Origin of the sequence: Kosakonia arachidis, from assembly GCF_900116535.1 — a bacterium.
GTDB lineage: Bacteria > Pseudomonadota > Gammaproteobacteria > Enterobacterales > Enterobacteriaceae > Kosakonia > Kosakonia arachidis.
In genome coordinates, this window is sequence record NZ_FPAU01000001.1 from 307,534 (window position 1) to 331,221 (window position 23,688).

Annotated in this window: 25 protein-coding genes and 1 pseudogene; 10 read left to right on the forward strand and 16 right to left on the reverse strand. The window is 50.9% G+C overall.

The genetic code is table 11. From position 1 onward, the window contains the following. From BM427_RS01485 to BM427_RS26210, 6 genes are all read right to left on the reverse strand, one after another. Positions 1 to 1,095 carry a sensor histidine kinase gene (locus BM427_RS01485; RefSeq protein WP_090118549.1) on the reverse strand — a complete coding sequence of 365 codons (1,095 nt, stop codon included), beginning with the start codon at positions 1,093 to 1,095 and terminating at the stop codon, positions 1 to 3. Continuing rightward, positions 1,095 to 2,210, reverse strand: a complete 1,116-nt coding sequence (locus BM427_RS01490; protein ID WP_090118552.1) for an FIST N-terminal domain-containing protein — start codon at positions 2,208 to 2,210, stop codon at positions 1,095 to 1,097. The genes BM427_RS01485 and BM427_RS01490 overlap by 1 nt, the downstream gene beginning before the upstream one ends. A gap of 69 nt (positions 2,211 to 2,279) precedes the next feature. Then, positions 2,280 to 3,944, reverse strand: coding sequence for a methyl-accepting chemotaxis protein (locus BM427_RS01495; protein ID WP_090118553.1), 1,665 nt, complete (start codon positions 3,942 to 3,944; stop codon positions 2,280 to 2,282). Between the two features lie 99 nt (positions 3,945 to 4,043). Continuing rightward, a complete protein-coding gene (locus BM427_RS01500) occupies positions 4,044 to 6,650 on the reverse strand; it encodes a bifunctional diguanylate cyclase/phosphodiesterase (RefSeq protein ID WP_090118555.1) in 2,607 nt (868 codons plus the stop codon). A 511-nt stretch (positions 6,651 to 7,161) separates the two neighbouring features. Beyond that, positions 7,162 to 7,302 (reverse strand): hypothetical protein, encoded by a 141-nt coding sequence (locus BM427_RS25635; protein ID WP_167518524.1) that lies wholly within the window; start codon positions 7,300 to 7,302, stop codon positions 7,162 to 7,164. 51 nt (positions 7,303 to 7,353) lie between these two features. After that, positions 7,354 to 7,479, reverse strand: a complete 126-nt coding sequence (locus BM427_RS26210; RefSeq protein ID WP_280116126.1) for a hypothetical protein — start codon at positions 7,477 to 7,479, stop codon at positions 7,354 to 7,356. Positions 7,480 to 7,799: 320 nt separating this feature from the next. Between BM427_RS26210 and BM427_RS01505 the strand changes: the two genes are divergently transcribed. Next, the gene (locus BM427_RS01505) at positions 7,800 to 8,090 is read left to right on the forward strand and encodes a hypothetical protein (RefSeq protein WP_139234370.1); all 291 of its coding nucleotides are present in this window, start codon (positions 7,800 to 7,802) and stop codon (positions 8,088 to 8,090) included. A 379-nt stretch (positions 8,091 to 8,469) separates the two neighbouring features. After that, complete coding sequence (locus BM427_RS01510) at positions 8,470 to 9,012, forward strand: hypothetical protein (RefSeq protein ID WP_090118557.1); 543 nt, start codon at positions 8,470 to 8,472, stop codon at positions 9,010 to 9,012. Between the two features lie 258 nt (positions 9,013 to 9,270). Here BM427_RS01510 and BM427_RS01515 read toward each other — a convergent pair whose 3' ends face one another. From BM427_RS01515 to BM427_RS01530, 5 genes and pseudogenes are all read right to left on the reverse strand, one after another. After that, the gene (locus tag BM427_RS01515) at positions 9,271 to 9,675 is read right to left on the reverse strand and encodes an H-NS family histone-like protein (protein WP_090118560.1); all 405 of its coding nucleotides are present in this window, start codon (positions 9,673 to 9,675) and stop codon (positions 9,271 to 9,273) included. Between the two features lie 302 nt (positions 9,676 to 9,977). Further along, positions 9,978 to 10,271, reverse strand: coding sequence for a hypothetical protein (locus BM427_RS01520; protein WP_090118561.1), 294 nt, complete (start codon positions 10,269 to 10,271; stop codon positions 9,978 to 9,980). A gap of 41 nt (positions 10,272 to 10,312) precedes the next feature. Continuing rightward, positions 10,313 to 10,604, reverse strand: a pseudogene (locus BM427_RS25895) (BamA/TamA family outer membrane protein); the annotation flags it as partial. 101 nt (positions 10,605 to 10,705) lie between these two features. Continuing rightward, positions 10,706 to 10,858: a POTRA domain-containing protein gene (locus BM427_RS26275; RefSeq protein WP_367888882.1), complete on the reverse strand. Its 153-nt coding sequence runs from the start codon at positions 10,856 to 10,858 to the stop codon at positions 10,706 to 10,708. 154 nt (positions 10,859 to 11,012) lie between these two features. Next, complete coding sequence (locus tag BM427_RS01530; RefSeq protein WP_090118563.1) at positions 11,013 to 11,918, reverse strand: LysR family transcriptional regulator; 906 nt, start codon at positions 11,916 to 11,918, stop codon at positions 11,013 to 11,015. A 167-nt stretch (positions 11,919 to 12,085) separates the two neighbouring features. Between BM427_RS01530 and BM427_RS01535 the strand changes: the two genes are divergently transcribed. From BM427_RS01535 to BM427_RS01565, 7 genes are all read left to right on the forward strand, one after another. Next, positions 12,086 to 12,835 carry an SDR family oxidoreductase gene (locus tag BM427_RS01535; protein WP_090118565.1) on the forward strand — a complete coding sequence of 250 codons (750 nt, stop codon included), beginning with the start codon at positions 12,086 to 12,088 and terminating at the stop codon, positions 12,833 to 12,835. Next, positions 12,835 to 13,284, forward strand: coding sequence for a nuclear transport factor 2-like protein (locus tag BM427_RS01540; RefSeq protein WP_175539118.1), 450 nt, complete (start codon positions 12,835 to 12,837; stop codon positions 13,282 to 13,284). The genes BM427_RS01535 and BM427_RS01540 overlap by 1 nt, the downstream gene beginning before the upstream one ends. 13 nt (positions 13,285 to 13,297) lie before the next feature. Beyond that, a complete protein-coding gene (locus BM427_RS01545) occupies positions 13,298 to 13,864 on the forward strand; it encodes a VOC family protein (protein ID WP_090118567.1) in 567 nt (188 codons plus the stop codon). Positions 13,865 to 13,885: 21 nt separating this feature from the next. Then, the gene (locus tag BM427_RS01550; protein WP_090118569.1) at positions 13,886 to 14,257 is read left to right on the forward strand and encodes a putative quinol monooxygenase; all 372 of its coding nucleotides are present in this window, start codon (positions 13,886 to 13,888) and stop codon (positions 14,255 to 14,257) included. A 116-nt stretch (positions 14,258 to 14,373) separates the two neighbouring features. Next, a complete protein-coding gene (locus BM427_RS01555; protein WP_090118571.1) occupies positions 14,374 to 15,339 on the forward strand; it encodes a fatty acid desaturase in 966 nt (321 codons plus the stop codon). Then, complete coding sequence (locus BM427_RS01560; protein ID WP_090118573.1) at positions 15,305 to 16,123, forward strand: phosphate/phosphite/phosphonate ABC transporter substrate-binding protein; 819 nt, start codon at positions 15,305 to 15,307, stop codon at positions 16,121 to 16,123. Before BM427_RS01555 ends, BM427_RS01560 begins: the two co-directional genes overlap by 35 nt. A gap of 119 nt (positions 16,124 to 16,242) precedes the next feature. Then, the gene (locus BM427_RS01565; protein ID WP_090118576.1) at positions 16,243 to 17,334 is read left to right on the forward strand and encodes an NADH:flavin oxidoreductase/NADH oxidase; all 1,092 of its coding nucleotides are present in this window, start codon (positions 16,243 to 16,245) and stop codon (positions 17,332 to 17,334) included. Between the two features lie 57 nt (positions 17,335 to 17,391). Here the strand turns inward: BM427_RS01565 and BM427_RS01570 are convergent, their stop codons facing one another. The 3 genes from BM427_RS01570 to BM427_RS01580 all read right to left on the reverse strand — a co-directional run bounded on the left by BM427_RS01570 (position 17,392) and on the right by BM427_RS01580 (position 20,271). Continuing rightward, positions 17,392 to 17,589 carry a hypothetical protein gene (locus BM427_RS01570; RefSeq protein ID WP_090118578.1) on the reverse strand — a complete coding sequence of 66 codons (198 nt, stop codon included), beginning with the start codon at positions 17,587 to 17,589 and terminating at the stop codon, positions 17,392 to 17,394. Between the two features lie 213 nt (positions 17,590 to 17,802). Then, positions 17,803 to 19,512 carry a pectate lyase gene (locus BM427_RS01575; RefSeq protein WP_090118580.1) on the reverse strand — a complete coding sequence of 570 codons (1,710 nt, stop codon included), beginning with the start codon at positions 19,510 to 19,512 and terminating at the stop codon, positions 17,803 to 17,805. Between the two features lie 57 nt (positions 19,513 to 19,569). Then, positions 19,570 to 20,271: an oligogalacturonate-specific porin KdgM family protein gene (locus BM427_RS01580; RefSeq protein WP_090118583.1), complete on the reverse strand. Its 702-nt coding sequence runs from the start codon at positions 20,269 to 20,271 to the stop codon at positions 19,570 to 19,572. Between the two features lie 793 nt (positions 20,272 to 21,064). On the opposite strand from BM427_RS01580, the gene BM427_RS01585 reads away from it, so the two are divergent. Continuing rightward, a complete protein-coding gene (locus tag BM427_RS01585; RefSeq protein ID WP_090118585.1) occupies positions 21,065 to 21,625 on the forward strand; it encodes a helix-turn-helix transcriptional regulator in 561 nt (186 codons plus the stop codon). A 94-nt stretch (positions 21,626 to 21,719) separates the two neighbouring features. Here the strand turns inward: BM427_RS01585 and BM427_RS01590 are convergent, their stop codons facing one another. Next, a complete protein-coding gene (locus BM427_RS01590) occupies positions 21,720 to 22,613 on the reverse strand; it encodes a proline iminopeptidase-family hydrolase (RefSeq protein WP_090118587.1) in 894 nt (297 codons plus the stop codon). Positions 22,614 to 22,697: 84 nt separating this feature from the next. Further along, positions 22,698 to 23,450 (reverse strand): LuxR family transcriptional regulator, encoded by a 753-nt coding sequence (locus BM427_RS01595; protein ID WP_090118589.1) that lies wholly within the window; start codon positions 23,448 to 23,450, stop codon positions 22,698 to 22,700. Between the last annotated feature and the right edge of the window lie 238 nt (positions 23,451 to 23,688).

The window sequence follows — 23,688 nt, forward strand, 5'->3', positions numbered from 1 at the left end:
CTACGCCTCCTGTTGAACGTGGAGGGGGAACCTCATGATGAACGTTGCACCCGAACCGGGTTTCGACTCGCAGCGAATCTGTCCACCATGCTTGTCCACGACGGTCGAGTAGGCAATTGCCAGCCCCTGGCCGGTGCCTTTACCCACCGCTTTGGTAGTGAAGAAGGGATCGAAAATACGATCGCGAACCGCCTCAGGGATGCCAGTACCATCGTCGACGACGCGGATCTCCATCATATCGCCGACCTGCTCCGCAGAGACGAGGATGTGCCCTTTTTCCAGCCCGCGGGCCTGAAGGCTGTCAGCAATAGCGTGTGCCGCATTGACGATCAGGTTAAGCATCGCCTGGCCAACCATATCGCGCAGACAGGGTAGAAGCGGCAAATCATTGGCGAAACGGGTTTCCAGTTCTGCCACGTATTTCCATTCGTTGCGGGCGACGGTCACGGTGGTATTGATGATGTCGCGTATATCCACATACTCCTTTTTATTTTGCGAGGGATGGGAGAATTCTTTCATGGCGGCGACAATCCGGGAGATATGTCCAAGCCCGTCGAGTGATTCATCTAAAGACTGGGGGATCTGACGGCGCAGAAACTCAATTTTGCTGCTCTTGAGCAGGGTATCGAATGCAGCAAGTGTTGGCTCATCGGCCATTTTTTCCCGCATCACGGCGGCCATAGCGATCGCCGCATCGAGCAGGCTGAGCAGCGAACGGTTGGCCGTCTTCACGAACCCGACATTGTCAGAAACATACTGCGTGGGCGTATTAATTTCATGGGCGATCCCGGCGGCAAGCTGGCCGATAGACTCCAGCTTTTGCGCCTGAAGAAGCTGTGCCTGCGTGAGACGCAGCTCAGCAAGCGCCTTTTCTAACTCATGGCGCTCGTTTTCCAGTTCTATGGTTTTACGGGCGACTACTTTCTCCAGACCCACATTCTGCTCAAGAATAGCGAACGGGGTCATGTGGCTGTGTCGGCTCTCTTGCGCGATGCGTCGCTTTAACACCTCGATGGTTTTATCCCGCGCGACAAGTTTGCGCTGATAATCGGTAAGGGAGAGTGTTGCAACTGTTGCTTCAGATGACGGAGACATCATTTACCTCCTATTGCCACGCCCGTGAATGTCTGGTTGACGTGCAGCCCGTTGTACTGCTCGCCGTAGGTTGAGAAACCCACGATTCGGTTTTGCACCATAAAATTGCCGATCTGCTGGTCAAGTTCCTCCTGCTCAAACTGCAAACGCCGCAGGATACAATCACAGCCAATAATCACAGCCGGCTCCGGTATGGTTTCATGAACTTTTGCCAGCGCCTGGTTAAAGGTTTCGAGCGGATCTTCCGCAATGCCAATCGAGACAATTAACCCTTCCTCAATCGCGCAGTAGCAGGTCAGCGAGAGATCGTCGTTCAATTTCTGTATCGAGCGAACATAAGGTTCGTCGCCCAAAGAAAGCACCAGCGGATTGCGGGAAAAAACGGTTGGCGTTAATTCTGCCACAGTGATGCCCAGCGATTCGGCATACACTTGCCCGGCAGGTTCGCCGTTGATTTCCCGGATCAGCCGTTTTTCGGGATCGGCCTCGGTAATGATTAATTCCACTTCGCCGGGTTCGAAGTGCTGAACTTTAAAAATCTCCACCGGCGAGGAGGTTTCTATGACCGCGAACACCGCCGCATCGGAAAGAAACTCACCTTCACCATTATAGACGTAGCTCTTTTCGAATCGCAGATCGTCACCCGCAGAACCGCCGATCACAGGAATGTTTCCCGTCTGCTGATAGAGGTTAGCGATAAGCCGTTCCTCCGCCATCGACAAGCCATCAATCAGTAACAAACCAAATCGTTGCAAATTAGGACTAGCCGCGCTGCCGCGACGGATCTCCTCGGCAATTTCTGCAATGGTTGCGGAGTAATCGGTCAGGGGGTGAATCACAAAAGAGCGGGTGCGAAAATTGGCACTCAGACCAAGCCCTAACAGCCCGGAGTGCTGAAAGCCATGGGTGCCGATCTGCCCGGATGAGGTACATCCAATACAGGGGCAGCGAAATGTTTTTTGCATCTCGCGGCCCAGAATATTCAGGTCATAGTCTGGGGAACAGAAGAAAAGGATCGTTTCTGGCTCAGCGGGAAGCATCTGCCTGGCAAATTCAGCAACCGCCAGCACGGGGTCAGTCAATTCACTACTTGCATATCGGATCTGGAAATTCATGTTGTTCCCCCAAGCTAAAGCGTCAGACAGGCTAGCGGCGTCATACAATCAACGCCGCAGCACGTCAGGTTAAAATGATTGCCAGTTTTCGTTGGCCGTCGCGTTACGGGTTACTTTGCGCGAAGGAGGATTTGCCTTCGTGGCGGTTTTGGCTGCCTGTCCTGGACGGCCGGTCACGGGGTTATCTCCTAAATCAAAGAGCGCAATGGCGTCGTTTAATCGCCCGGCTTCTTCTTCAAGTGCGATGGCATTTGCTTTGGCCTCCTGAACCAGCGCTGCGTTCTGCTGCGTCGCACGATCCATTTCTGTCATCGCCTGGCCAATCTGATCGATGCCCTTGCTCTGCTCGTCGGAAGCAATGGTGATTTCACCCATCAATGCATTGACCTGACCCACGGTATTGATAATTGTCGACATTGCCTCGCCGGCCTCTTGTACCTGCTCTGCGCCCGTTTGCACTCTGTTAACGGATTCACTAATCAGCGCTTCGATCTCTTTAGCCGCCTGGGCGCTACGCTGTGCAAGTAAGCGTACTTCGCTGGCAACGACGGCAAAGCCTCGTCCCTGTTCACCCGCGCGTGCCGCTTCCACTGCCGCATTTAGCGCCAGCAGGTTGGTCTGAAAAGAGATGCTGTTTATTACGCTGGTGATATCTGCAATTTTCTGCGAGCTTTCCGAAATACCGTGCATCGTGGCGACAACCGTTGACGTAATATCACCGCCTTGTTTCGCCACTTGCCGGGCGTTTCCGGCAAGTTTTTGTGCTTCGCGTACGTTTTGCGCGTTGTTTCTGACAGTCGATGTCAACTCTTCCATACTGGCTGCAGTTTGCTGAAGTGCCGCGGCCTGTTGATCGGTACGACCAGAAAGCTCTTCGTTCCCTGAGCGGATTTGGTTGGTGCTGGTAAAGATGGTGGTTGAGCTACCCTGAATCGCCTGCACCGTTCTATAAAGATTTTCCTGCATCCCCTGAATAAAAGGGATCAAACGACCGGCGCAGTTACGCCCAAACTCTTCAAGCCTGGTGTGAAGCTTACCGCTGGCAATGGTTTCAAGGTGCCGCGCAATGGTATCAAGTGGTTTAACCAGATAATTGACCAGATAACGATCGGTTAAGAACAGTGTCACAATGCCGGCGATTAACGCGCTGATCAGTACTAGTTCGTTAAAATTCACTTTCGCTGTGGTCTGGTTTAAAAAGTCATCATTTTGAATCGCTTGGGTATATTTTTCGGCGGTCACGCCAAATTGCACACTCAGCGGCGGATAGGTTTTGCGAAACAGTTCGCGGAACTGATCGGCCTGCTTATCCTGTGCGGCTTTATACATAGGAATAATGCCGTTGTTCAGCAGTTTTTCCCAGTCCTGAGTCATGCTCTGAACAACCTCATCGCTGACGCCAGGATGGCTGCTCTGGCGGAACTTCGCCAGCATATCCTGGCTGATCTCCAGTGCTTTGCCTGCGGAAATCAACGTCTTATCTGCATTGGCATCATCACCGGTCAGGCGATAATCCATGGCGCGCAGCATGCGTGTCATAGTACGGAAATATTGGTCGTTGCCTTTAACCAAATAAGAGTATGCGTTTTTTTGCGTGGCGTTCTGCGTTAATAAATTTTCGATATTGGCGAAGTTAAATAATGTCATCGCCGTGGCGATGCCCCAGATGCAACTGAACAGCACCAGGATGAGTAAAACCATTTTTCTGATTGTTATATCACGAAGTATTTTCATCGTATTTTCCCTACTGCGTATTGGGTAAGCTTTTCTGCACCACTGTGGTATGCTGCAAGAAAAAGAGTTCACGTCTCAAACTGCAATTATTGTTGGTTGTTATAGGGCCGCATCACACCTCGCTTCGATATTACATTCAATAATGTGCAGGTTATCCTTGACAGCCTCTAATGAGACTGGGCGACCTATGTAATATCCTTGTGCAATGTCACATTTGTATTTTATTAATTGCTGCAATTGCTCGTGTGTTTCAACGCCTTCAGCGGTTACCTCAAGGTTGTAATCTTTGCCGAGCCCAATGATCTTTTCCACAATACTCTTTGCCGATTGTGAATCGTTCATCGCGAAGATAAATGACTTGTCAATTTTAATGCCATGAAAAGGAAAGCTGTGCAGGTAATAAAGCGATGCATAGCCAGTACCGAAATCATCAATCAGCAGCCGGATACCTAAGGTTTTTAATTCCTGCATTATGGCCTTGGCGTTTTCGGGGCTACATAATGTCACATTTTCAGTAACTTCAAGTTCAAGACGTGTTGCTGGAAAATGGGTTGTCGCCAGTACGTTTTTAATACGGGTGATAACATCGCTGTCTTTGAATTCCATCGGGGAAATATTGATTGATACAGACATATGGGTAAATTCCCTGCCGATATCCCGACAAGCATTGACCAGCACCCAATCCGTCAGGTCGGTAATAATTCCTGACTCCTCAGCCAGCGGAATAAACTGATCCGGCATCAGTAAACCGTGACGCGGGTGTAGCCAGCGCACCAGTGCTTCAACTGAGTTAATGCGGCCTGCATGAATGTCGAAGCGAGGCTGGTATACGAGAAATAATTGATCTTCTTTAATCGCTTCACGTAACTCATTTTCCAGTTCGCGTCGTTGTACGATCTGTTTCGCCATGTCAGCCTGATATAAAACAAAACTGTTATTGCCGAGATTTCTGGCTTCATACAGAGCAATATCTGAGTAGCGTAATAAATCGCTGGCCGTCAGGGCATCTTGTGGTGATTGCGCCGCACCGATATTGACGCCGAGAGAGACTTCATTGCCGGACACGATAAACGGCTCGCTGATGACAGCAATAATAAGCTGACAGAGTGTGCGTATGTCCTCTTTTTTATGAATCGCGGGAGAGATAATAATAAATTCATCACCGCCCTGGCGTGCGACCAGATCGGTTGCGCGTAAGCAGTTGTGCAATCTCTGTGCCACCTCGCACAGCACCTTATCGCCAGCGCCATGGCCGTAGATATCATTGACCAGTTTAAAATCGGTCAGATCGAGACTGAGCATCACCAGCGCGCTATTTGCTTCGCTGCGTGAGTGCAGTTTTCCGTCGAGGAACTCTTGCATCATGAGGCGGTTCGGCAGGCCCGTTAACTCATCGTGATAGGAGAGGAAGCGAATACGTTCATTGGACTCCACCTCCAGCGTCACGTCCGAAGCCGAACCACGAAAGCCGATCGCGTTATCCGGCAGGGTGATTCTTTTTAATGTGATATTGCAGTAACGCTGGCTGCCGAGTGCGGAAACATAACGACAATGCGACAACGTTAAATAATCGCCCGGATGCGGCAACGTTAACCAGTGGCTGATGGTTTGCTGGTTGTCGACTAAAAAATCGGTAAAGCGGCGCCCCAGCCACTGTTCAATTCGATGACCTGTGATCGCCGGAAAACGGGCAGAAATCCAGGTAAGCTCAAAGGCTTCATTAGCTTCCCAGATCCAGTCCGTCGTGGTTTCAACAATATCCCTGAAACGCTGTTCGCTGGCGGATAACGCTGCGCGACTTTGTTCCAGTAGAAAGGTTTTTTCATCATTCATGCGCGCTTTCGCTAATGCTTTGCGCATCAAACTTATGGCGAACAGAACGGAAACCACCATCAACAGCACCAGTAAAGGCAGCACTTTGCTTAACAGTGTTTCGACGGGATTTTTGCTCTGCCAGTCGACATAAATGCGATCATTTCCGGCTGTGAGAAACATCGCATCTTTGCGCCTTGATGCCACTTCAGGCGGCAAAGTGCGTAACCCTTGGATTTCGTACTCGTTGCCAAGTTGCTGAAACTTTTGTGGCGTCAACTTATCGACAAAGATCATCACCGCATGCTCTGAAGGTGTTATTCCGATGGCCGTGTAATCCTCCGGTGTGATCCATGATGCGGCGATGAGTATGGGCTGGTTATGGATAGTGATCAGCCGGGTGAACGCGGCTCCCTGGTGAGTGGCTAATGTTGTCATTAACGTGTTAGTCAGATTTACGCCTAACCAGGTTTCAAAGGAAACCTGCCCGGGCTGTCCCTCCAGTACGCTATAGCGGGTTACGCCATCCTGCGACAGGACAAAAACGCCTTCATATTGATAATTATTAAAAAGCGATTTTCCCAGGTTCTGCTTGTCCCATGCCCAGTGCACATTGACAGTGCGTGTCAGATTTTGAAAAGCTTCATCCCAGTTGGCGTAATCAGCAAGGTGTAAGCGTAAGTTTTCCTGACTGTTTTCAAGCGCTTTAGTCAGTAAATGCATTTTTTGCTGATGTTCAGTTTTCTGAAGGTCGCTTTTTGTCTGGATGAGAGTGAAAAGGATGGTAAAAAAGATGAATATCATCAGCGCCAGCATCAATGTCGCTGTCTGCTTGAGTATCCCATGCGTATTGCCTGCCAGTGAAGGCAGGTTTTTATCATCGAGAACATGCATGCTTCACCTTTTTCTTGTGATGAATAAAATACGCGGCTCTTTTTTACATTAACGGCCTGTGTTGCGTTTTATTTAATGCAAATATCGCTGTTTATAGTTTTTTGTGATATTTATCAAACTTCATTCTGTTTTTGATTTTTGTGTGCACATAAGTATTAATTTTTCCTTAAGTTAGTGGTCTAAAATGTTAAAAATGTGTTTTTTATGAAGATTGACACTTTTTTGGTGCCGGTGGCAATAATATGAAACGCTGGTTTTAAATATATTTTATATTCTTATTTTTGTGCTGATGTATTTATTACATGTAAAATCAATATGTTTTTTATTAATAGTAAGCATTTTCTTGCGCTGGATAGTGTAAATACCCCCTGAGGGGTATTTTGGGTAAGCGTTTGCAAGTGGGATGACAGAAAAGAAGTCTGAAGAGGAATGCTTTATTCCGTGTCATGCCGATCCCCGACAGACCTTTTTCGTTGGGAGATCATTGTTCTCCCGCCGGGTTTACCTCACCTTAGAACGATTTACGCAGACGCAGGCTGACTGTCTGGGCGTCGAAGTGTGGCGCAGTAGAAGGGTCATAACGCGCGCTGAGACTCAGGTCGTCATTCTGTACCAGCGCCACTTCGGCACCGATATCTGCGGTATCGGACACCGGAGTGGCACCCAAGCGGGTGAAACGCGTTTCACCCAGCGCATCGCCGATTCATGTGTTCCAGCTATGCTCCAGTTTCGCGCCCAGTGAACTGCGCACCGACGGTGTATGGCTGGAATCAACTTTCAGCGCGGCGCCCTGATCGCTGTGCGTGCCCATCTGGAATTCATCATCCACGGTGAGCTTGCCGGTGCCAAAGTGCAGATCGGCACCGGAGCTGTGGTACCCTACCGCCGGCGTTATAGCCGGTCAGCAGGTTGTCGTAGCACTTTTGTTAAGACAGTTGCCTGGAGATAAAAGCAAACTGGCGGCAGGAGATAATAAAAGCTTAGTTATATTGTGGTTTTTCTATGCACCCGATCTCTGGTGTAGTAAATAAAGAAAAATGCTCTCTTAATGGTTACCTCATCACCTAATCAGGAGCTGGTAACTACCACAATGAGAAACACTATTATTTCCGCCAGTTAATTTATTGACATGGAATTATGGAACGGTCTATGTCAAATAAACTGGAATGGCAAAAAATAGTGAATAAAGAGCTCAGTCGGAAAGGGAAGACGATTGATTCGCTGATAAAACCGACGCCAGGAGGGATCGCCGTTGAACCTTTATATACCCACGAGGATCTCGACGAACGGGATATTGCCCGATCACTGCCGCTTTTTACGCGCGACCGCGCAACAGGTATACCGCTCAATTCTGGACGATTGGTTTTTCAACGGCAAGAGAACCGAACGCCTTTTATCGCTGTGATCTTATTGCCGGGTAAAGGGGACGATGGCCTTTGATATCACGACTTACGGGGGCTACAGATTGTGATCTGTGGAAACGGCTGGAATCCGTCAGAGCCGGGAGAAACGCCGTACTGCATCTGTTGCGTTTGCCTGATTACCTCTTCGGCCACTGTTACAGTATTAAAAGAAGCTGCGGCGGTTTTATTCTTTAATGTACATTGTTAGTATCGTTTCTCATTAAAATGAGAATGAGATTCATCTCTGTATTTAATTTCTTTGAAACATTAAGAAAGAATTAATTTTTATTTTATTGATGATTTTTATGGTGAGATGGGTAACATAATCGGTTCATTGGTAACTAAATTTCCTGTGATGATTTTTCATTTAAAATAAATGATCGGATCATCATTAAAATGAGTCTTATAGTTGCATCATGGTAGATAAAAACATTTATTTCGAGCTGCAAAAATTATCTTTAGCACTATTTTTAGCGACGAAGGGTTCAGCAGCGAGATTATTTATCGATGATGATAACCAACCTGTTAATAGTTCAGCAGTTAATAAACCCGCCCAGGAGATCGATGTAGAGGATCCGCATACCCGGCTGCATGTGCGACATTTTTTCAACAAAATGCAGTTGTTGAAAACACATACCCGCACGAGTGAATATCAGCAGGTTATCGAGGCCTGGCGCGATTACTGTAACGACTGCCTGATTGATGGCCAGTCGATGCCGCTGCTTAATCTTGTCCAGTGCTGGGATTTGATCGAAACCTGCCTGTCGCATCGTGAAGGATGTATGACGTTGCGTGGTTTTGATGAATGCGGGACATTGCATTGCACAGACTCTGTTTTTCAGCAATATTTGCCGGCACCAACAGAATTAGCCACACAAATACGGGAAAAAAACGACTGCAAACATCGTTGCTGTCAGTTAAGTATTCCTCATATGCAGAGCGACACATCGGATAAATAAGTTGCATTATTTCTTTAATTTTCATGGTGCTACATTATGTAGCCTGGTTTGTTAACCTTTTCATCGCCGGATGATGGGTATTTAAGTGTGTGCCGGATAATGAACTTTGTCGTCAGCAGAGATGAGACATGCTCAGAGAAACACCAGAAGAGGTTACTCAAAAGATAAACGGAAGTGGTAATAGGGAAAGGTCAGATAAAGAAAGCTGAGAGAAAAGGCAGAAATAAAAAAGGGCAGCTGTGCTGCCCCTGATACATTTTAGAGCTCGAAGTCTTCCAGCTTTTTGCCGCCTTCAATGGCTTTTGCAATCGCTTTCGGTGTACGGCCCTGGCCGGTCCAGGTCTTTTCGCTGCCGTCTTCGTCAATATACTTATATTTAGCAGGGCGAGGCGCGCGAATAGATTTAGACTTCGTGGTTTGCCCTTTCAGGGAGGATAAAAGCTCAGTTGGATCGATCCCTTCATCCAACAGTTTTTGACGGAATGCCGCCAACTTGGCTTCTTTCTCTTCTTGTTCTTTGCGAATTGAAGATTCTTCCTCGCGGCGTTCTTCAACGACAACAGACAGTTTCTCAAGCATCTCTTCCAGTGCTTCGAGCGTAACTTCGCGAGCCTGAACTCTCAGGGTGCGAATGTTATTTAATGATTTTAATGCTTCTGACATAGCGTCACTCCGTGTGCAGAGAAATGTAAATTCTATCGGAATTAATTTTTAGTGATCATGAGATAAAAATCAATACTGAATTATATTTTTTAGCAAATATAAATTCACTTTTGTAAACATTCTCTACCTGCTACATGCGCATAAAGCGAAATGTAGCCAGCGATATACGAGAAAAGGCCATATCCTTTAAGGGTTATTTTAATGTTGAGCCGTAGTAAATGCCGCCAGGCTTGTTGAGGAAATAATGCGCAACTCACCCTTTTTTTCATCCATACAAAGGTAAGATTGCTCCCAAAATCCCCTCACTCCATGTTTAGCGCCTGTTTCATTCGATAAAGATTGTCTCTGAGGAGACACGTTTTCTCTTTCTTGTTGCTCGTTTTGCCAACTGCGATTTCAGCACTGCTGAACGTTTCGTTAAACATTACCACATATTGATGCTTCAGATTCAGACACAATAAGTCGCTAAAGAATATCGCTCGCGTCAGACATTGTTGAGAATAATCTCGAACCGTCTCCAGTATGGGGCACCCCTGCTCATAACGGAAATCAAAGAAATCCACTTTGTTGACGATCATATGGGGTTTTTTCTTCATCTCATCCTTTTTTATTCTGCCGGGTAATAGCGTAAGCGGCGTTACCCTGTCCTGCCAATATTGAACTGGAACTGTTCATCTTTACCGTTTGCATATTCTTTGAAGGGCTGGGCATAAGAGCAGAGCCGCGGCCCGGTAGTGGCGTCCAGTGTAAGGCGATACCTGCGCACAAGGATCACTGTAATCAGGTCGGCCCGCAGCCAGCGTTTGTGCGGTGTTATGCCCGGAGATATTCTACACCGTTCCTGCATTGACGAATAATGCGGTGCGTAAACGGGCGGCATATTTATCGCCGACAAATGGCCTCGGGGCGATAAATTTGCTGTTCAGCACAAGAGCCGGTATACGCACTTTCACTTTATATTCGCTATCTACCGGATCCGGTTGGCCGGAAACCGATGTGTGTGATATGGCGCTCCGCGATTTCGAAATAGTCAGTGCGTTTTTCCCTGTCGCACTTTTCCAGCGTTCAGCCATGTGCCTTCCCGCGGGTGTATTTCCCGCTGCAGTACTGAATCGGGCGAGGTATCCTGGCCGGAAAAATGGATCTGGCGTACCGAGTAATGACGTCCGGTATTGACATTAATCCGTAATGGGCGCTACGGTTTTTGTCGTCACTCTTGGCTCAGTATTGACCTGTGGCCAGGCATAACCATCCTTGCCGTACTTAATTTATGATGCTTTCACATTTTTTCGTTATTAACGTTGTTATTCCTTGAGGCACGAAAATAATATGTTGCACTAGCGACCCACATTTTTCGGGAAACTCTCCAGTAGCCAGTCAATAAAAACCCGCAGGCGATGCGTGACATGGCGGTTTTGCGGATAGACCACATGGAAAGGGTAGGGCGCGGGACGCCAGGGGCGCAAAATTTCCACCAGCTCGCCGCTCTTCAGCGCGCTTTCCAGCGCATAACTGAAGGTCTGAATAATCCCCAGCCCGGCCAGAGCGGCGGCCAGATGAGCGTTACTCTCGTTTACGCCGATGCGGTGATCCACCTTGATTTCACACTTTTCACCGTCACGCTCAAAACGTAAGGGGAAGGATCTGCCGGTTTGTGGTGAGAGATAGCTCACCAGCCGGTGGCCATTTTTCAGTTCATCCGGGTAGGCGGGTGTGCCAAACGCTTTCAGATACGCAGGTGTGGCGCAGGTCAGCAGCGTTGCGGCACCAATCTGGCGGGCGATCAGCGAGGAGTTATCCAGCGGGCCACCGCGGATCACGCAGTCCACATTGTCGCTGATCAGATCCACCGTACGGTCAGAAACGCCGAGATCGATACGGATATCCGGGTAGCGCGCCAGAAACTCCGGCAGCGCAGGGATCAGCACATCGCTCGCGGTGGAACCTCCCACGTCAATCCGTAACTGACCCCGCGGGTGGCTGCGCACGCTGTTAAAAGAGGTATCAATATCTTCCAGATCGCGCAGAATGCGTGCGGTCTTGTCGTAATAGTCGCGTCCTTCCTGCGTCACCGTCACCCGGCGGGTGGTACGCTGCAACAACCGCACACCGAGGTGTGCTTCCAGCTCCTGCACCAGTTTGCTCAGCGTGGCGTTCGGCATCTCCAGTGAATCTGCTGCCCGGGTAAAATTCCCGGCCTCCACCACGCGGGCAAAAGCCTGTATTGCCTGCAACTGATCCATACGTCCCCCCTTTACGGATGAGAATCAATTATACACCACAGTGAATAGTCATTTTCATTTTTCGGTATTTTTCAATAAAAACGACAGCGCTACAGTACAGCCATACCGAAGACGTCAGCCTGACTGACCACCGGTAAACCTTAAAACCCAAATTGAGGAACAGAAAAATGACGAAACAACTGAGCGGAAAAATTGCCCTTATCACTGGCGGTACCACCGGTATTGGTCTGGCTACAGCGAAAGAACTGGTGGTCCAGGGTGCACGTGTCTTTATTACCGGTCGTCGGCAGAAAGAGCTGGATGCTGCAATCGCTGAAGTTGGCGCTAATGCAACCGGCATCCGTGCGGATGCATCAGTTCCGGCGGATCTCGACGCGGTGTATGCGAAAATCGCCAAAAACGCCGGGCGGCTGGACATCCTCCACGCCAACGCCGGGGGCGGCGATATGTTGCCGCTGGGGTCGATTACCGAAGAGCATTTCGACCGTATTTTTGCCACCAACGTACGCGGCGTACTGTTTACCGTACAGAAAGCGCTGCCGCTACTGGTGAATGGCGCATCGATTGTGTTGACCGGCTCCACCGTGTCGATCAAAGGGACGGCTAACTTCAGCGTCTACAGCGCCAGTAAAGCCGCAGTGCGTAATTTTGCCCGCTCGTGGTCGCTGGATCTGCAAGGCCGCGGTATCCGCGTCAACGTGGTAAGTCCAGGCCCCATCCGCACACCGGGCCTTGGCGATTTAGTCCCCGATGAACACCGCCAGGGGCTATTTGACGCACTGGCTGCACAAGTACCGCTGGGCCGTCTTGGCGAACCGGAAGAAGTCGGCAAAGTGGTGGCTTTCCTGGCGTCAGATGCCTCCAGCTTTATCAATGGCGCAGAGCTGTTTGTCGATGGCGGCATGGCGCAAATCTGATGGTCAACGCCCTCACTTTTCGAGGGCTGGCGCTGGCAGCGTTGATGGCGCTGCCGCTGGCCCACGCACAGACAACGGAGCATAAAGAGATGAAATCACCTGAACTGCAAATCGCCCAGCAACTGATCGATAAACACTTTGCCATCTGGAACGATCCGCAACCGCGTATCAGCAGCTTTGGCGAGGTTTATACCGAGGACATTTATGTCGCCGATTACGCCGACATCGCCACCGGCTATCAGCAGGTTGTGGCGTTGATTGCTCGCGTCCAGCGTGAGCATCCGGGCTTTGTCTTCCATCCGGCCCCGTTGACCTGGAATCATGGGTTGGGCCGCGTGACCTGGAGCTATGGCCCACAGGACAACCCAGGCCTGGTACAGGGGGAAGACATTTTTACCGTCCGCAATGGCCGTATCGCCAGCGCCCATGTGTTTATCAACCAACCCTAAGCGGAAAAGCATCATGAAACGCCCTTTATTACTGCTCAGCATGCTGCTGGGATTGAGCGGTCTGACGCAGGCCGCCGGGATCAAAACAGCCGGAATCGATCACGTCGGCATTAACGTGCCGGACCTGAAGCAGGCGGAAACTTTTTTCCATGACACTTTCGGCTGCGTGCCCGCTACGCAAATCGGCCCGTTCGCGCTAGAAAAACTGCCCTCACCAGATGGCAAACCGCTGAGCGGCAGCGTGACAATTGCCATGATCCGCTGCGGCAACGGCGCGAACATTGAATTGTTCGCTTATCAGGATGCCAATGGTAGCTCGCAGATGCCAGCGATGCAGGATATCGGCGCTTCACACATTGCGTTTTACACCGATGATATTCAGGGCGGCGTGGCCTGGCTCAAGTCGAAAGGCATTGCCATTAGTGGTGAGCCGATGACGATGACCAGCGGCGACACGGCAGGCGAAACCTGGGTGCATTTCCGCTCGCCATGGGGCGCGGACATGGAACTGGTCAGTTACCCGAATGGCAAGGCATATGAAAAACATGCCTCTGTCAAACTGTGGAAGCCGAGCCGTTAATCCTCTACTGGAGCGAGAAATATGAACTGTACGATTTCGAGTGCCGATCACGAAAAATCTCCTGCTACTGACATTGTGGTTAGCGCTTACTATCGCGTGCATCTCGACGATCGGCAGACCTTTATTGATGCGGTGGTGCCGGAAATGGCCGCCGCGCGTAAACTGCCCGGCTGTATTTACTACGCCTTTGCTCAGGATTTGGCTGATGCCAACGCCTTTCATCTGGTGGAGGGTTGGGCCGATGAAGCCGCGTATGAGAACCACGAAAACGCTGCCACTTTCCTCCGGGCGCTGGCGACGGTAGTGAAAAAGGTACGCATCCTTCATCGCGAAGGCGTGCGTTACGACGTGGCGCAGCAACATTTCGACGATCCGCGTGGTAAAGTGGCCTGAGCCGCGCCGCCCGGCGCTTTGCCATTTTCAGCAATAGTTACACCATTTAAGTTGGTTGTGATTTCTGCCATTCCCTCACATCGTGACGCGAATAAGCGCAGAGAGTGTATAAGTGAATGGCAAAACGTCGTGCGGTTTATTTACATGAAGAGCAACGTGATTTTATACAACGGCGTGCCCGAAGCTGGGTGTGGCGTTATGAGCTTCCTACCTGGACGGTGATTATTGCCGTGTATGGCGGCTGGTTCGCCACGCTGGAGAACTGGCAAACCTTAGGCTTGTGGCCAGCAACGTTACTGCTGATTGTCTTTACCTGTTGGTATCTCTCTGTGCAGCATGAATTAATCCACGGTCATCCAACACGCTGGCCGTGGTTTAATCAACTGCTGGGCCTGCTGCCGCTGGCGGTCTGGTATCCATACGGCCTTTACCGTGATTCTCATCTCGCTCACCACAGCACGCCGGAGCTGACGCTGCCGCATGCCGATCCTGAATCTTATTATTTTGCACCTCAGCACTGGCAGCGTTTCTCGCACCTGCAGCGTAAGATCATTCGTCTGCGCAACACATTTCCCGGACGGTTGCTGCTGGCGCCGCTGCTCGATATCGGGCAACTGCTGGCAGGCATGATCGCCGCATTTTATCAGTGGAAGACGAAAACTATCGCCGTATGGCTGGTGCACGGTGTATTACTCGCGTTGCTGTTTGCGTGGATGGCGCATTGCGATTTTTCACCGCTGTGGTTTGTGCTGGTGGTCAGTTATCCGGCGCTGGCGGTGACCAAAATACGCTCTTTTCTCGAACACCAGGCGGCGGACGATCCGCAAGCGCGATCGGTGATCAATGAAGCGGCGCTGCCGTGGCGCATTCTGTTTCTGAACCTCAACTATCATGCTATCCACCACGATCTGCCCGGCGTGCCCTGGTATGGATTGCGCACGCTCTACCTGCGTGACCGGCAGGCTTACCGCCAACGTAATCGCGGATTTCTTGTTCGGGGCTATAGTGAATGGTTACGACGCTTTTTGTTTACATCGGTGGACGTGAATGCACACCCTGGCTGCAAGCAACACAACGACTAACCTGTTCTCTTTGCCCATGTACGATCTGCACCGCGCAGATACCGTGGCGCTGGGCAGTGTGCTTAAAGCGCTGTTCTCCGCCCGTGGCATAATCGCAACGCATGTCTGGCCGCCGCCGGATCTGTTGATGCATTGGCAGGAAGATGCGCTGCTGTTAAGCCAGACCTGCGGTTATCCGCTGGTCACGCAGCTTGATAAAGTACAAACCGTGGGCTGTTTTCACTATCAGGCACCGGGTTGCGAAGGCATAGGCTACCGCAGCTTCCTGGTGACGCGTGAAGAAGAGAGCGGGAAAACGCTGGGGGATTTTCGCGGTCAGCGCGCGGTCTGCAATGCTATCGAATCACAATCTGGCTATAACGCCCTGCGGAAAATGGTCGCTGCGCTCTCCGGTGGGGGACGTTTTTTTGCCGCGGTGGAGTTTAGCGGTAGCCACCGACAATCTCTGGTGGCGCTGCGGCAAGATCGGGCAGATATCGCCGCCATCGACTGTGTCACCTGGGCGCTGCTGCAGCGCCACCAGCCGGATTTACTTGAAGGGCTGACGATTATCGGGCAAAGCCCGTTGACGCCCGGGCTACCGCTCATCACCTCCGCCTCAACTTCCGCCACCCATCTTGCGCTGCTGCGGGAATCATTACAGCAACTGGTCAGCGATGCGCAGTACCAGCAGGTTTGTGCGGCGGCATTAATTGGCGGTTTTGCTGCTGTCACACGCGAGGATTACGCTTTACTGCTGGAGTGGCGGGATGAGGCGGCAGCGTCCGGCGTGGTTGATTTATAAATATTGAAATATTTCATCATGTTGTGAAAACCAAAAGCCACAAACGGCACGTTCCGCCAAAGACAATCGCGCACGGCAGGCAGAAAGTCATGAGTCTTAGCCGGACTTAAGGAGAAGAAATGAGCCAATTATTTACGCAAGCATATGTGGGCAGTGTTGCGCTGGATAACCGCATTGTTATCGCTCCGATGTGTCAGTATTCCGCCGAGGCGGGGAAAGCGACCGCCTGGCACCGCATACACTTAGGTAACCTGGCGCTTTCCGGTGCCGGGTTACTGATTATTGAAGCCACAGCCGTAGAGGCACAAGGGCGTATCTCGCCGCAGGATCTGGGCTTGTGGAATGATGAGACACAACAGGCGCTGCGCGCGGTACTGGATGATATTCGCCAGTATTCACCGATAAAAGTGGGCATCCAGTTGGGCCATGCGGGACGTAAAGCCTCCGTCAGCGCACCGTGGCTGGGCGGCAAACAGCTCAGCCCGGAAGAGGGTGGCTGGCAAACGATCTCCGCTTCCCCCGTGCCGTACGATCCGGGTGAACACCCGCCGCGCGAAATGAGCCAGCAGGATCTGCAACGCGTCAAACAGAGCTTTGTCGACAGCGCGCGTCGCGCCGTGGCGCTGGGTATTGATGTGATCGAAATTCATGCCGCTCACGGTTATCTGCTGCATCAGTTCCTGTCGCCGCTTTCCAACCAGCGTACCGACGAGTACGGCGGTAGCCTCGAAAACCGTCTGCGTTTCACACTGGAAGTCTTCAGCGCGGTGCGTGAAGCCGTACCGTCATCCGTGGCAGTTGGCATTCGTATTTCCGCCACCGACTGGGTAGAAGGGGGCTGGGATCTGGAGCAGTCTGTCGAACTGACGAAGAGAATCGAAGCGGCGGGCGGCGATTATGTTCACGTCTCCAGCGGCGGGCTGTCGCCGTTGCAGAGCATTAAAGTAAGCGCCGGGTATCAGGTGCCGTTCGCCAAAGCGCTGCGTCAACAGACCAGTATGCCGGTGATCGCCGTTGGGCTGATTACGGAACCTCAGCATGCGGAAGATATTCTGCAACAGGGGGAGGCGGACCTGATTGCGCTGGCGCGCGGTGCGCTCTATGATCCACGCTGGCCGTGGCATGCTGCCGCAGCCTTGCATGGCGCGGTGCATATTGCGCCGCAGTATCGTCGTGCGGAGCCGCACGGTGTAAAGGGCACGGTAAAATAGTCAATTCAGGCGAGCCTGACCCCAGCTGGCTCGCCTGCCTGAAAGCACTAAGCGGAGCTAAATACCTTTGCGTACCAGCTCCGCTGCTTTCAAAAAAACCTCATCTTCAACCCCATCACCCCGGCTTCTGCCTTGCCGTTCGATCTCCTGCACAATGCTGTCGCGGTTAATTGCTTTCCTTTCTGAAACCAGCCCAATTACTGCTGCGCCAATGGCTAATCCAATGAGTCCCGTGTGCTCATCATTGAATTTCATGCTCCACTCCTCCTGATTGTTGGTACAGGAAAAATCTAGCACAGGGGGGTATTTTCGTCATTTTCCCAAAGTGCCATGCGATCAGCGGGATAGGACAGCTATTTGTTAAGTTTTACAAATAATTGTGGCAGGATTGTGCAGGTGATTACCGCGCTGTTCAGGGGGAAATCAACGAGATGGCCTCTCACTGGCTGGCAGAGAGAGGCCGAACAATCACTTCTTACCGTTAGGTTTTAACTGTTCGCCCGGCTTGAGCCTGAACAACTCGTCGTCGCGGGTGGAGTAGCGCACCGTACCATCATCCAGCCGGTATGCACCTTCGGTAAAGCCTGCGCCATTGAGGAAGGGTGCCAGCGCGTCCGGTTGACCGCGCATCGCTGCTTCCAGCGCCAGCAGGGCATAAGGAGCAATATTGTCGATATTGGCGTAGATATACCGCTGATCATCGACGAAAAAGCCATTGAGACGTTTGTAGGCAATAACATTGTCCGCGACTTTATCCGCCAGCGTGAGGTAGCTTTTATCGCCAGTTGCTTGCGCCAGATCGATTAGCGCAAAGATGGCGTACGGCTCGCTGTTTTGTGTGTTGAGATCCAGTTTGTGGTTTTTGCCGCCGGGTTCGCCGATATCACCCAGCCCCTGGCTACGGGCAATCCCGCGCGCCACTTTCCATATCTCTGTATCCGGTTCCAGTGTCCAGGCGCGGGCGTAAGAGAGCAGGAATTCATTGCCTGCCGGATAGGGCTCCAGCACGGTGCCTTTTTTGCCGTAGTAGCCGTCACGTTTCAGTGTATAACCCGACAAATCGCTGCCGTTTGCCAGCATTGGACGGAAGGTGTTGTTGTTCACATCATAGGCATATTTAGCGAAAGCTTTCAGGCCATCCAGCGTCCATTTTTTGATGTCATCCCCGTCGCGTCCGAGGGATTTTGCCAGCGCCAGTTGCATCAGCGCGTTTTCTGAATAGAGCGTGCTGGTGCGGCCTTTCAGCATCATATTGCCTTCCAGCGCATCCGCGCCAAACTCCGGGCCAAATTGGCGCTGCGCGCGATCGCCATATTTTGAGTTGGTATCACTGTCGTCGTTGGTTTCTGCGCGTTTTAACGCCTGGGTAAACTGATAAACGCCCAACCCGGTCTTTTTATCGCGCGGCAGGACATACTGTTCCGCCAACCGTTTTGCCCAGATGAGTGCGCCTTTGTCACCATCGTGTTGATAGAGCAGCGAGGCGGAGTAGATCAGATCGTTCCCGGCATTGAGGAAGCTCAGGCCTTTGGTGGCAAAGAACGGCGGTTGTTGTTCAAACTCGCTGTTCCACAGTTTGCCCATTGCCTTGCCGTATTCGCCGTGACGGCTAGTTTCCAGGATCTTCCAGTCGTAAACATGCGCATTCCAGAAAGCGCGGATAAAGCGTTCGGTCGCCGGTTTATCGACAGCAAACATCAAATCATAGTAGGGGTAGGCATTCTTCAGTTCGTGGACTTTCTCTTTCTCGCTTGGTCCTTCCGGTTGCAATGTGTTGAGATCGATAAAACGGTGTCCGCCCCACAGTAGCAGCCCGCTCTTGTCCTGGTAATGGCGAAAATAGTAGCGAATGTTATCTTCGGCCAGCTTTTTGTATTTTGCCTCGCCGCTCAGGTTACTTAACCCAACCAGCACACGCATCAGATTCTGTTGCGCAGAAAAATTCGACAACACTGCGGTTTTCCCATCCGGGAAGATCCATTCCATCTGCTTGCCGGTGCGTGGATCAACACCATCGGCCAGTAAGGACACGTTGGGTTGATTTTGTGCGCTTGCTTTCGCCATCACTGTATCGGCAAAGGTTTTGACGCTGCTCAGGCGCGCGCTCTCCTGCGCAATGGCCGCGCAGGAGAAGGTACTCAACATCGTTAATGCCAGAGTCATTTTCGACAGTTTCATTATTTGCCTCTTTAACAATAAGGATTTCTGCCGAAATCCTTATTTATATTCGGATTATCAGAAATTATATTTCACACCGACGCGATAACGAGTTTGACGTTCGTCCGTATATTTGCTGCCGGATACATTACCAATTGCAATATACGGTGACCAGTTTTTATCAAATTTGTAGGTTAATTTCACATCATGCGTCCAGTCGTAATTTTCATTATCGGCAATCAATACGCCAGCAGACGTTGCGTGTTTATAATCCAGTTCGTAGTCGAGCTGATAATCATTAAACAGTTTCCACGAAATGACAGCCGTCAGGTTGTAGCCATTCTCACTGGTGTCTTTTTTGGTGCCGATGTTGTTAGAGTTGCGTTTGAAGTAAGGGCGGTAACGCAGCGTTGCTCCGACATCGCTGGAGAAGTTGACCTTGCCACGCAAATACGGGCGATAGTTGTTCGAGGTCGAACTGCTGTCCAGTGAAAAACCTGGTTCAATCTGGAAGGTCGGATTAATTTTATAAACATAACTGGCGACCACTTCCGTACCATTACTGATGGTTTCGTGGTATGCCTTGTCTTTATTCTGTGAGCCTTTCCATTTCCCTTCCAGCGATAAACCAAAACCATTTGCAAAGCGGTGCGACATTAATAAACGATCTTTGTGGTTATTACCTCCACTGTCATTTGTTTCATGACGATAATCAAACGTCACCGCATGGGCCGCAATACTGAACAACGGTATGGTAGTTAATAACAATGTGCGCAACATAATATCCCCTATTATTTTATTCCAAAGGTACAGAAGGTTCTCCGCAAAAAATTGCAGATGGTTTTAATTCAGTGGGAATGTGACACTCCCTTCTGATAAAAATTGGTATAATTAGCAGGCATAATAATTATGACGAATATAATCACTATGTCGGTAATGTGGTGTGTGGCGCCGGGTGCCTCCCGGTGAACTGACGGCCGATCTCACCAGTTTGCCCATAAAAATGAAACATAATTGAGGATAACCTCATATCAGCATGACCCCGCCGCTGAGGGGGATTCACCACACAGAATACGTTATCAACCCAATTTTCAGGGTTAATTGGATACCTTAACCATGCTGCTTTTACATCCATCAAAACAAATTGGAACGAACTTTTACACAATTTGAAATAGTGTTTTGAGACAAAGATCGAACATTTAAATAGAGATGAAAAATTATTGAAATGGCAGAATTAAAGATAATCCTGGTCACATTAAATCCTTTTAAAACAACAAGATATGTTTTATTAGTGAGGTAAGGAAGAAAGAGTGATAGGCTTGATTCACTGTCGTAACTAAATAGCTGCATAAATTTATTCCTGGAATAAATTGCGAGCATTAGGCGAAAAATGCAATACACTGAGTGCAACAGGAAGAGAACGAAATGCTGAGCCAGACGGGATGTCATCAACAAATTCAATGAAAGCTAAAAAAGACAGTGAGCCAGACTTGATCTGCCCATCCCTAACACTCAGGAAAAAATGTCTCCGTTAACGGAGCGAGAAATATAAAAATTATCCTCTGGAGCCGCTATGACAATCTATGGAAAGGATCGCCTTTTCATCTATGGTATTGAGAAAATACTCAGGCAACTGGGCAGGGAAAAAGGCAACCGTTTTCGCGGCGATGGTGCCGCAATATATGTCACCGCGGGAATGGATATTGTGGAAATGTATTCCCTTTTTTTCTCCAGGCCGCCGCCGCATTACTCTATTTTCATCTCCTCTGAACGCCATTTCGATTCACTGACGCTACTTTTCCCTGGGCTGGTGAAACTCTGCCTCGCAGAAAATGTTCATGTGCACGAGCTGCGCCAGGCGCTGGAAGTGATGATCCTGCTTTGTCAGCAGAACCAGCAGCCCGGCTATATTCACGGCACCTTTAAGTTCACCAGCGCCGAGCAGCAAATTATGCGCTTGTTGCTGCGCGGGCATTCGGTGGAGGATATCGCGCGGATCCGCGGCGTCAGCCCGACCACTGTCAGTGTGCAGCGCAACAGCCTGATGAAACGTACCGGCACCAAAAGCCTGCAGGCGCTCTGTTCGCTCTATTCAGCAATGCGCACTGGGGGCGAACCCGCGATGTGCCGTTAATGCCCGGGGTTGCTGACCGGCATGCTGGCACAAAAAAAGCGCCTTGCCGGCGCTTAACAACAACAAACACAATCCACCTGGTGTGGGCGGAGAATCAACAGGTTTTCGCCAAAAAATCACTGACGGTCTGCATGCACAGTGACCGCTCTTCAACATGGGGCATATGGCTGGAGGATTCGAAAATCACCCATTGCGCCCCGGTAATATGGTCCATAAACGGCTGCACCACTTCTGGCGTGGCTTCGTCATAGCGCCCGGAAATCAGTAATGTCGGCACGCGTACTTGTGGCAAACGGTCGATAATTGTCCATTCTTTCATGCTGCCGATAACGTGGAATTCCGTCGGGCCATTCATCGCGTGATATACCGTCGGATCGGCGTCCATAGCATCAAATGTGCGCTGCACTTCTGGCGGCCAGGGGGAGAGACGGCAGACATGGCGCTGGTAAAACACCTGACTGGCCGCTTTGTATTCAGCACTGTCCAGTGTGCCCGCTGCTTCGTGCGCCAGCAGCGTCTGTTGCACGTCAGGCGGAAGCTGTGCGCGCAGTTTCGCCGCGCCTTCCAGCCACAGTGCCATGGATGCCGGTGAGTTGGCGATAATCATCGCTTTTAACCCTTGCGGCTGGGTGACCGCATGTTCTGCCGCCAGCATTCCGCCCCAGGATTGCCCCAGCAACGCGTAGTTGTCGGCAATCTCCAGCGCCTGCAGCAGATGATTCAGTTCGTCGAGAAACAGTGAGGGCTGCCAGAAATCGGGGCTTTTCTCCGGCAGATGGGTGGAACGTCCGTTACCCAGTTGATCATAGTGGATCACGGCGCGCCCGGTTTCGGCGATATCTTTGAACGCATCAACATAATCGTGAGTGCAGCCGGGGCCACCGTGCGCGACCACCAACGGCGTCTGACCGTTGTGCAGATCGCCGCAGATGCGAAACCAGGTCTGATATCCCCGGAAGGGAATATAGCCTTCTCGAATGGTGTACATGAGTGACGTTTACCCTGTTAAGTGAAGTAGTTTTCAGGTTAGAACGTCACTGCTTGCGCTGAACACTAGCAAAAATGCTAGTTCTTAACTGTCCAGCAAACGGTAATGCAACGCCCGGACAACAGCCTGCACGCGGTTGGTCGCGCCGAGCTTTTTCGCTGCCGTGTTGAGATGCAGCGTGACAGTGGCGACCGAGCGGTGCAGCTTGCGGGCAATCTCTTTCGCTGTCAGCCCTTCGGCGGACCACGCCAGACATTCGCGCTCCCGGTTGCTCAGTTTGACATGGCGGCAGGTGAGCATTGAAGCGTCAAATAACGGAAACGCCGACTCCTGAAAGCGGTGCGCCAGAAAGGTCAGTTGCGCCAGTGTTTCGCTGATATCACGCTCTTCCCGCTGGTCGGTCACAATTCCGGTCAGCGTGACAAAACCGCCATTCGGCAGATGCAGCGGCACGGTAGCGCCGCAGGGCATGTTGTTATCGCGCATGTAGTGTGTCACTTCTTGCGCGTTCTCATCCAGCCGTCCCTGCAATGCACTGCGATCCGGGCGTTGATAAGACCAGACGAACGGCGCGCAACTCTCCAGCGCAAAGTGCTGAACCGGATCGACCTGATAGTAGCCACGCTCGCACCATAGCCTGCGCATATCATCCGGCACATTGCGCATCTCCAGCAGCGATGGCGTAATCAGCGTGCCTTCCAGCGAACGCGGCACCGGCGTGTAGTCGTAAATCACCGCATCAAACCCCAACGCCTGCGTTCTGGCAAACAGCCCGGCAAAAGCCTCTTCAAGCCTGGTGGCGTTGGTTGCACCAGGGCTTTCGATATCAATGCGCATAATGAACTCCCTCAGGGTAAACGGTGCCATGCCACGGGCACAGTTTGTGCACTTTCCCCGTGGCTTCGCCAAAACATGCAATTCCGGTGCCGTCCTGAGGGAAAAGTAAAACTAGTATTTTTGCTAACTACCCAGCCCTGAACGATGTCGTTAGCGTAAAGAAAACGCCCGCAAAAGCTGACCGGGCGCAAATTTATGACACAGGGTTGCACTACGGCGGAGCGATTTTTTAACCCTC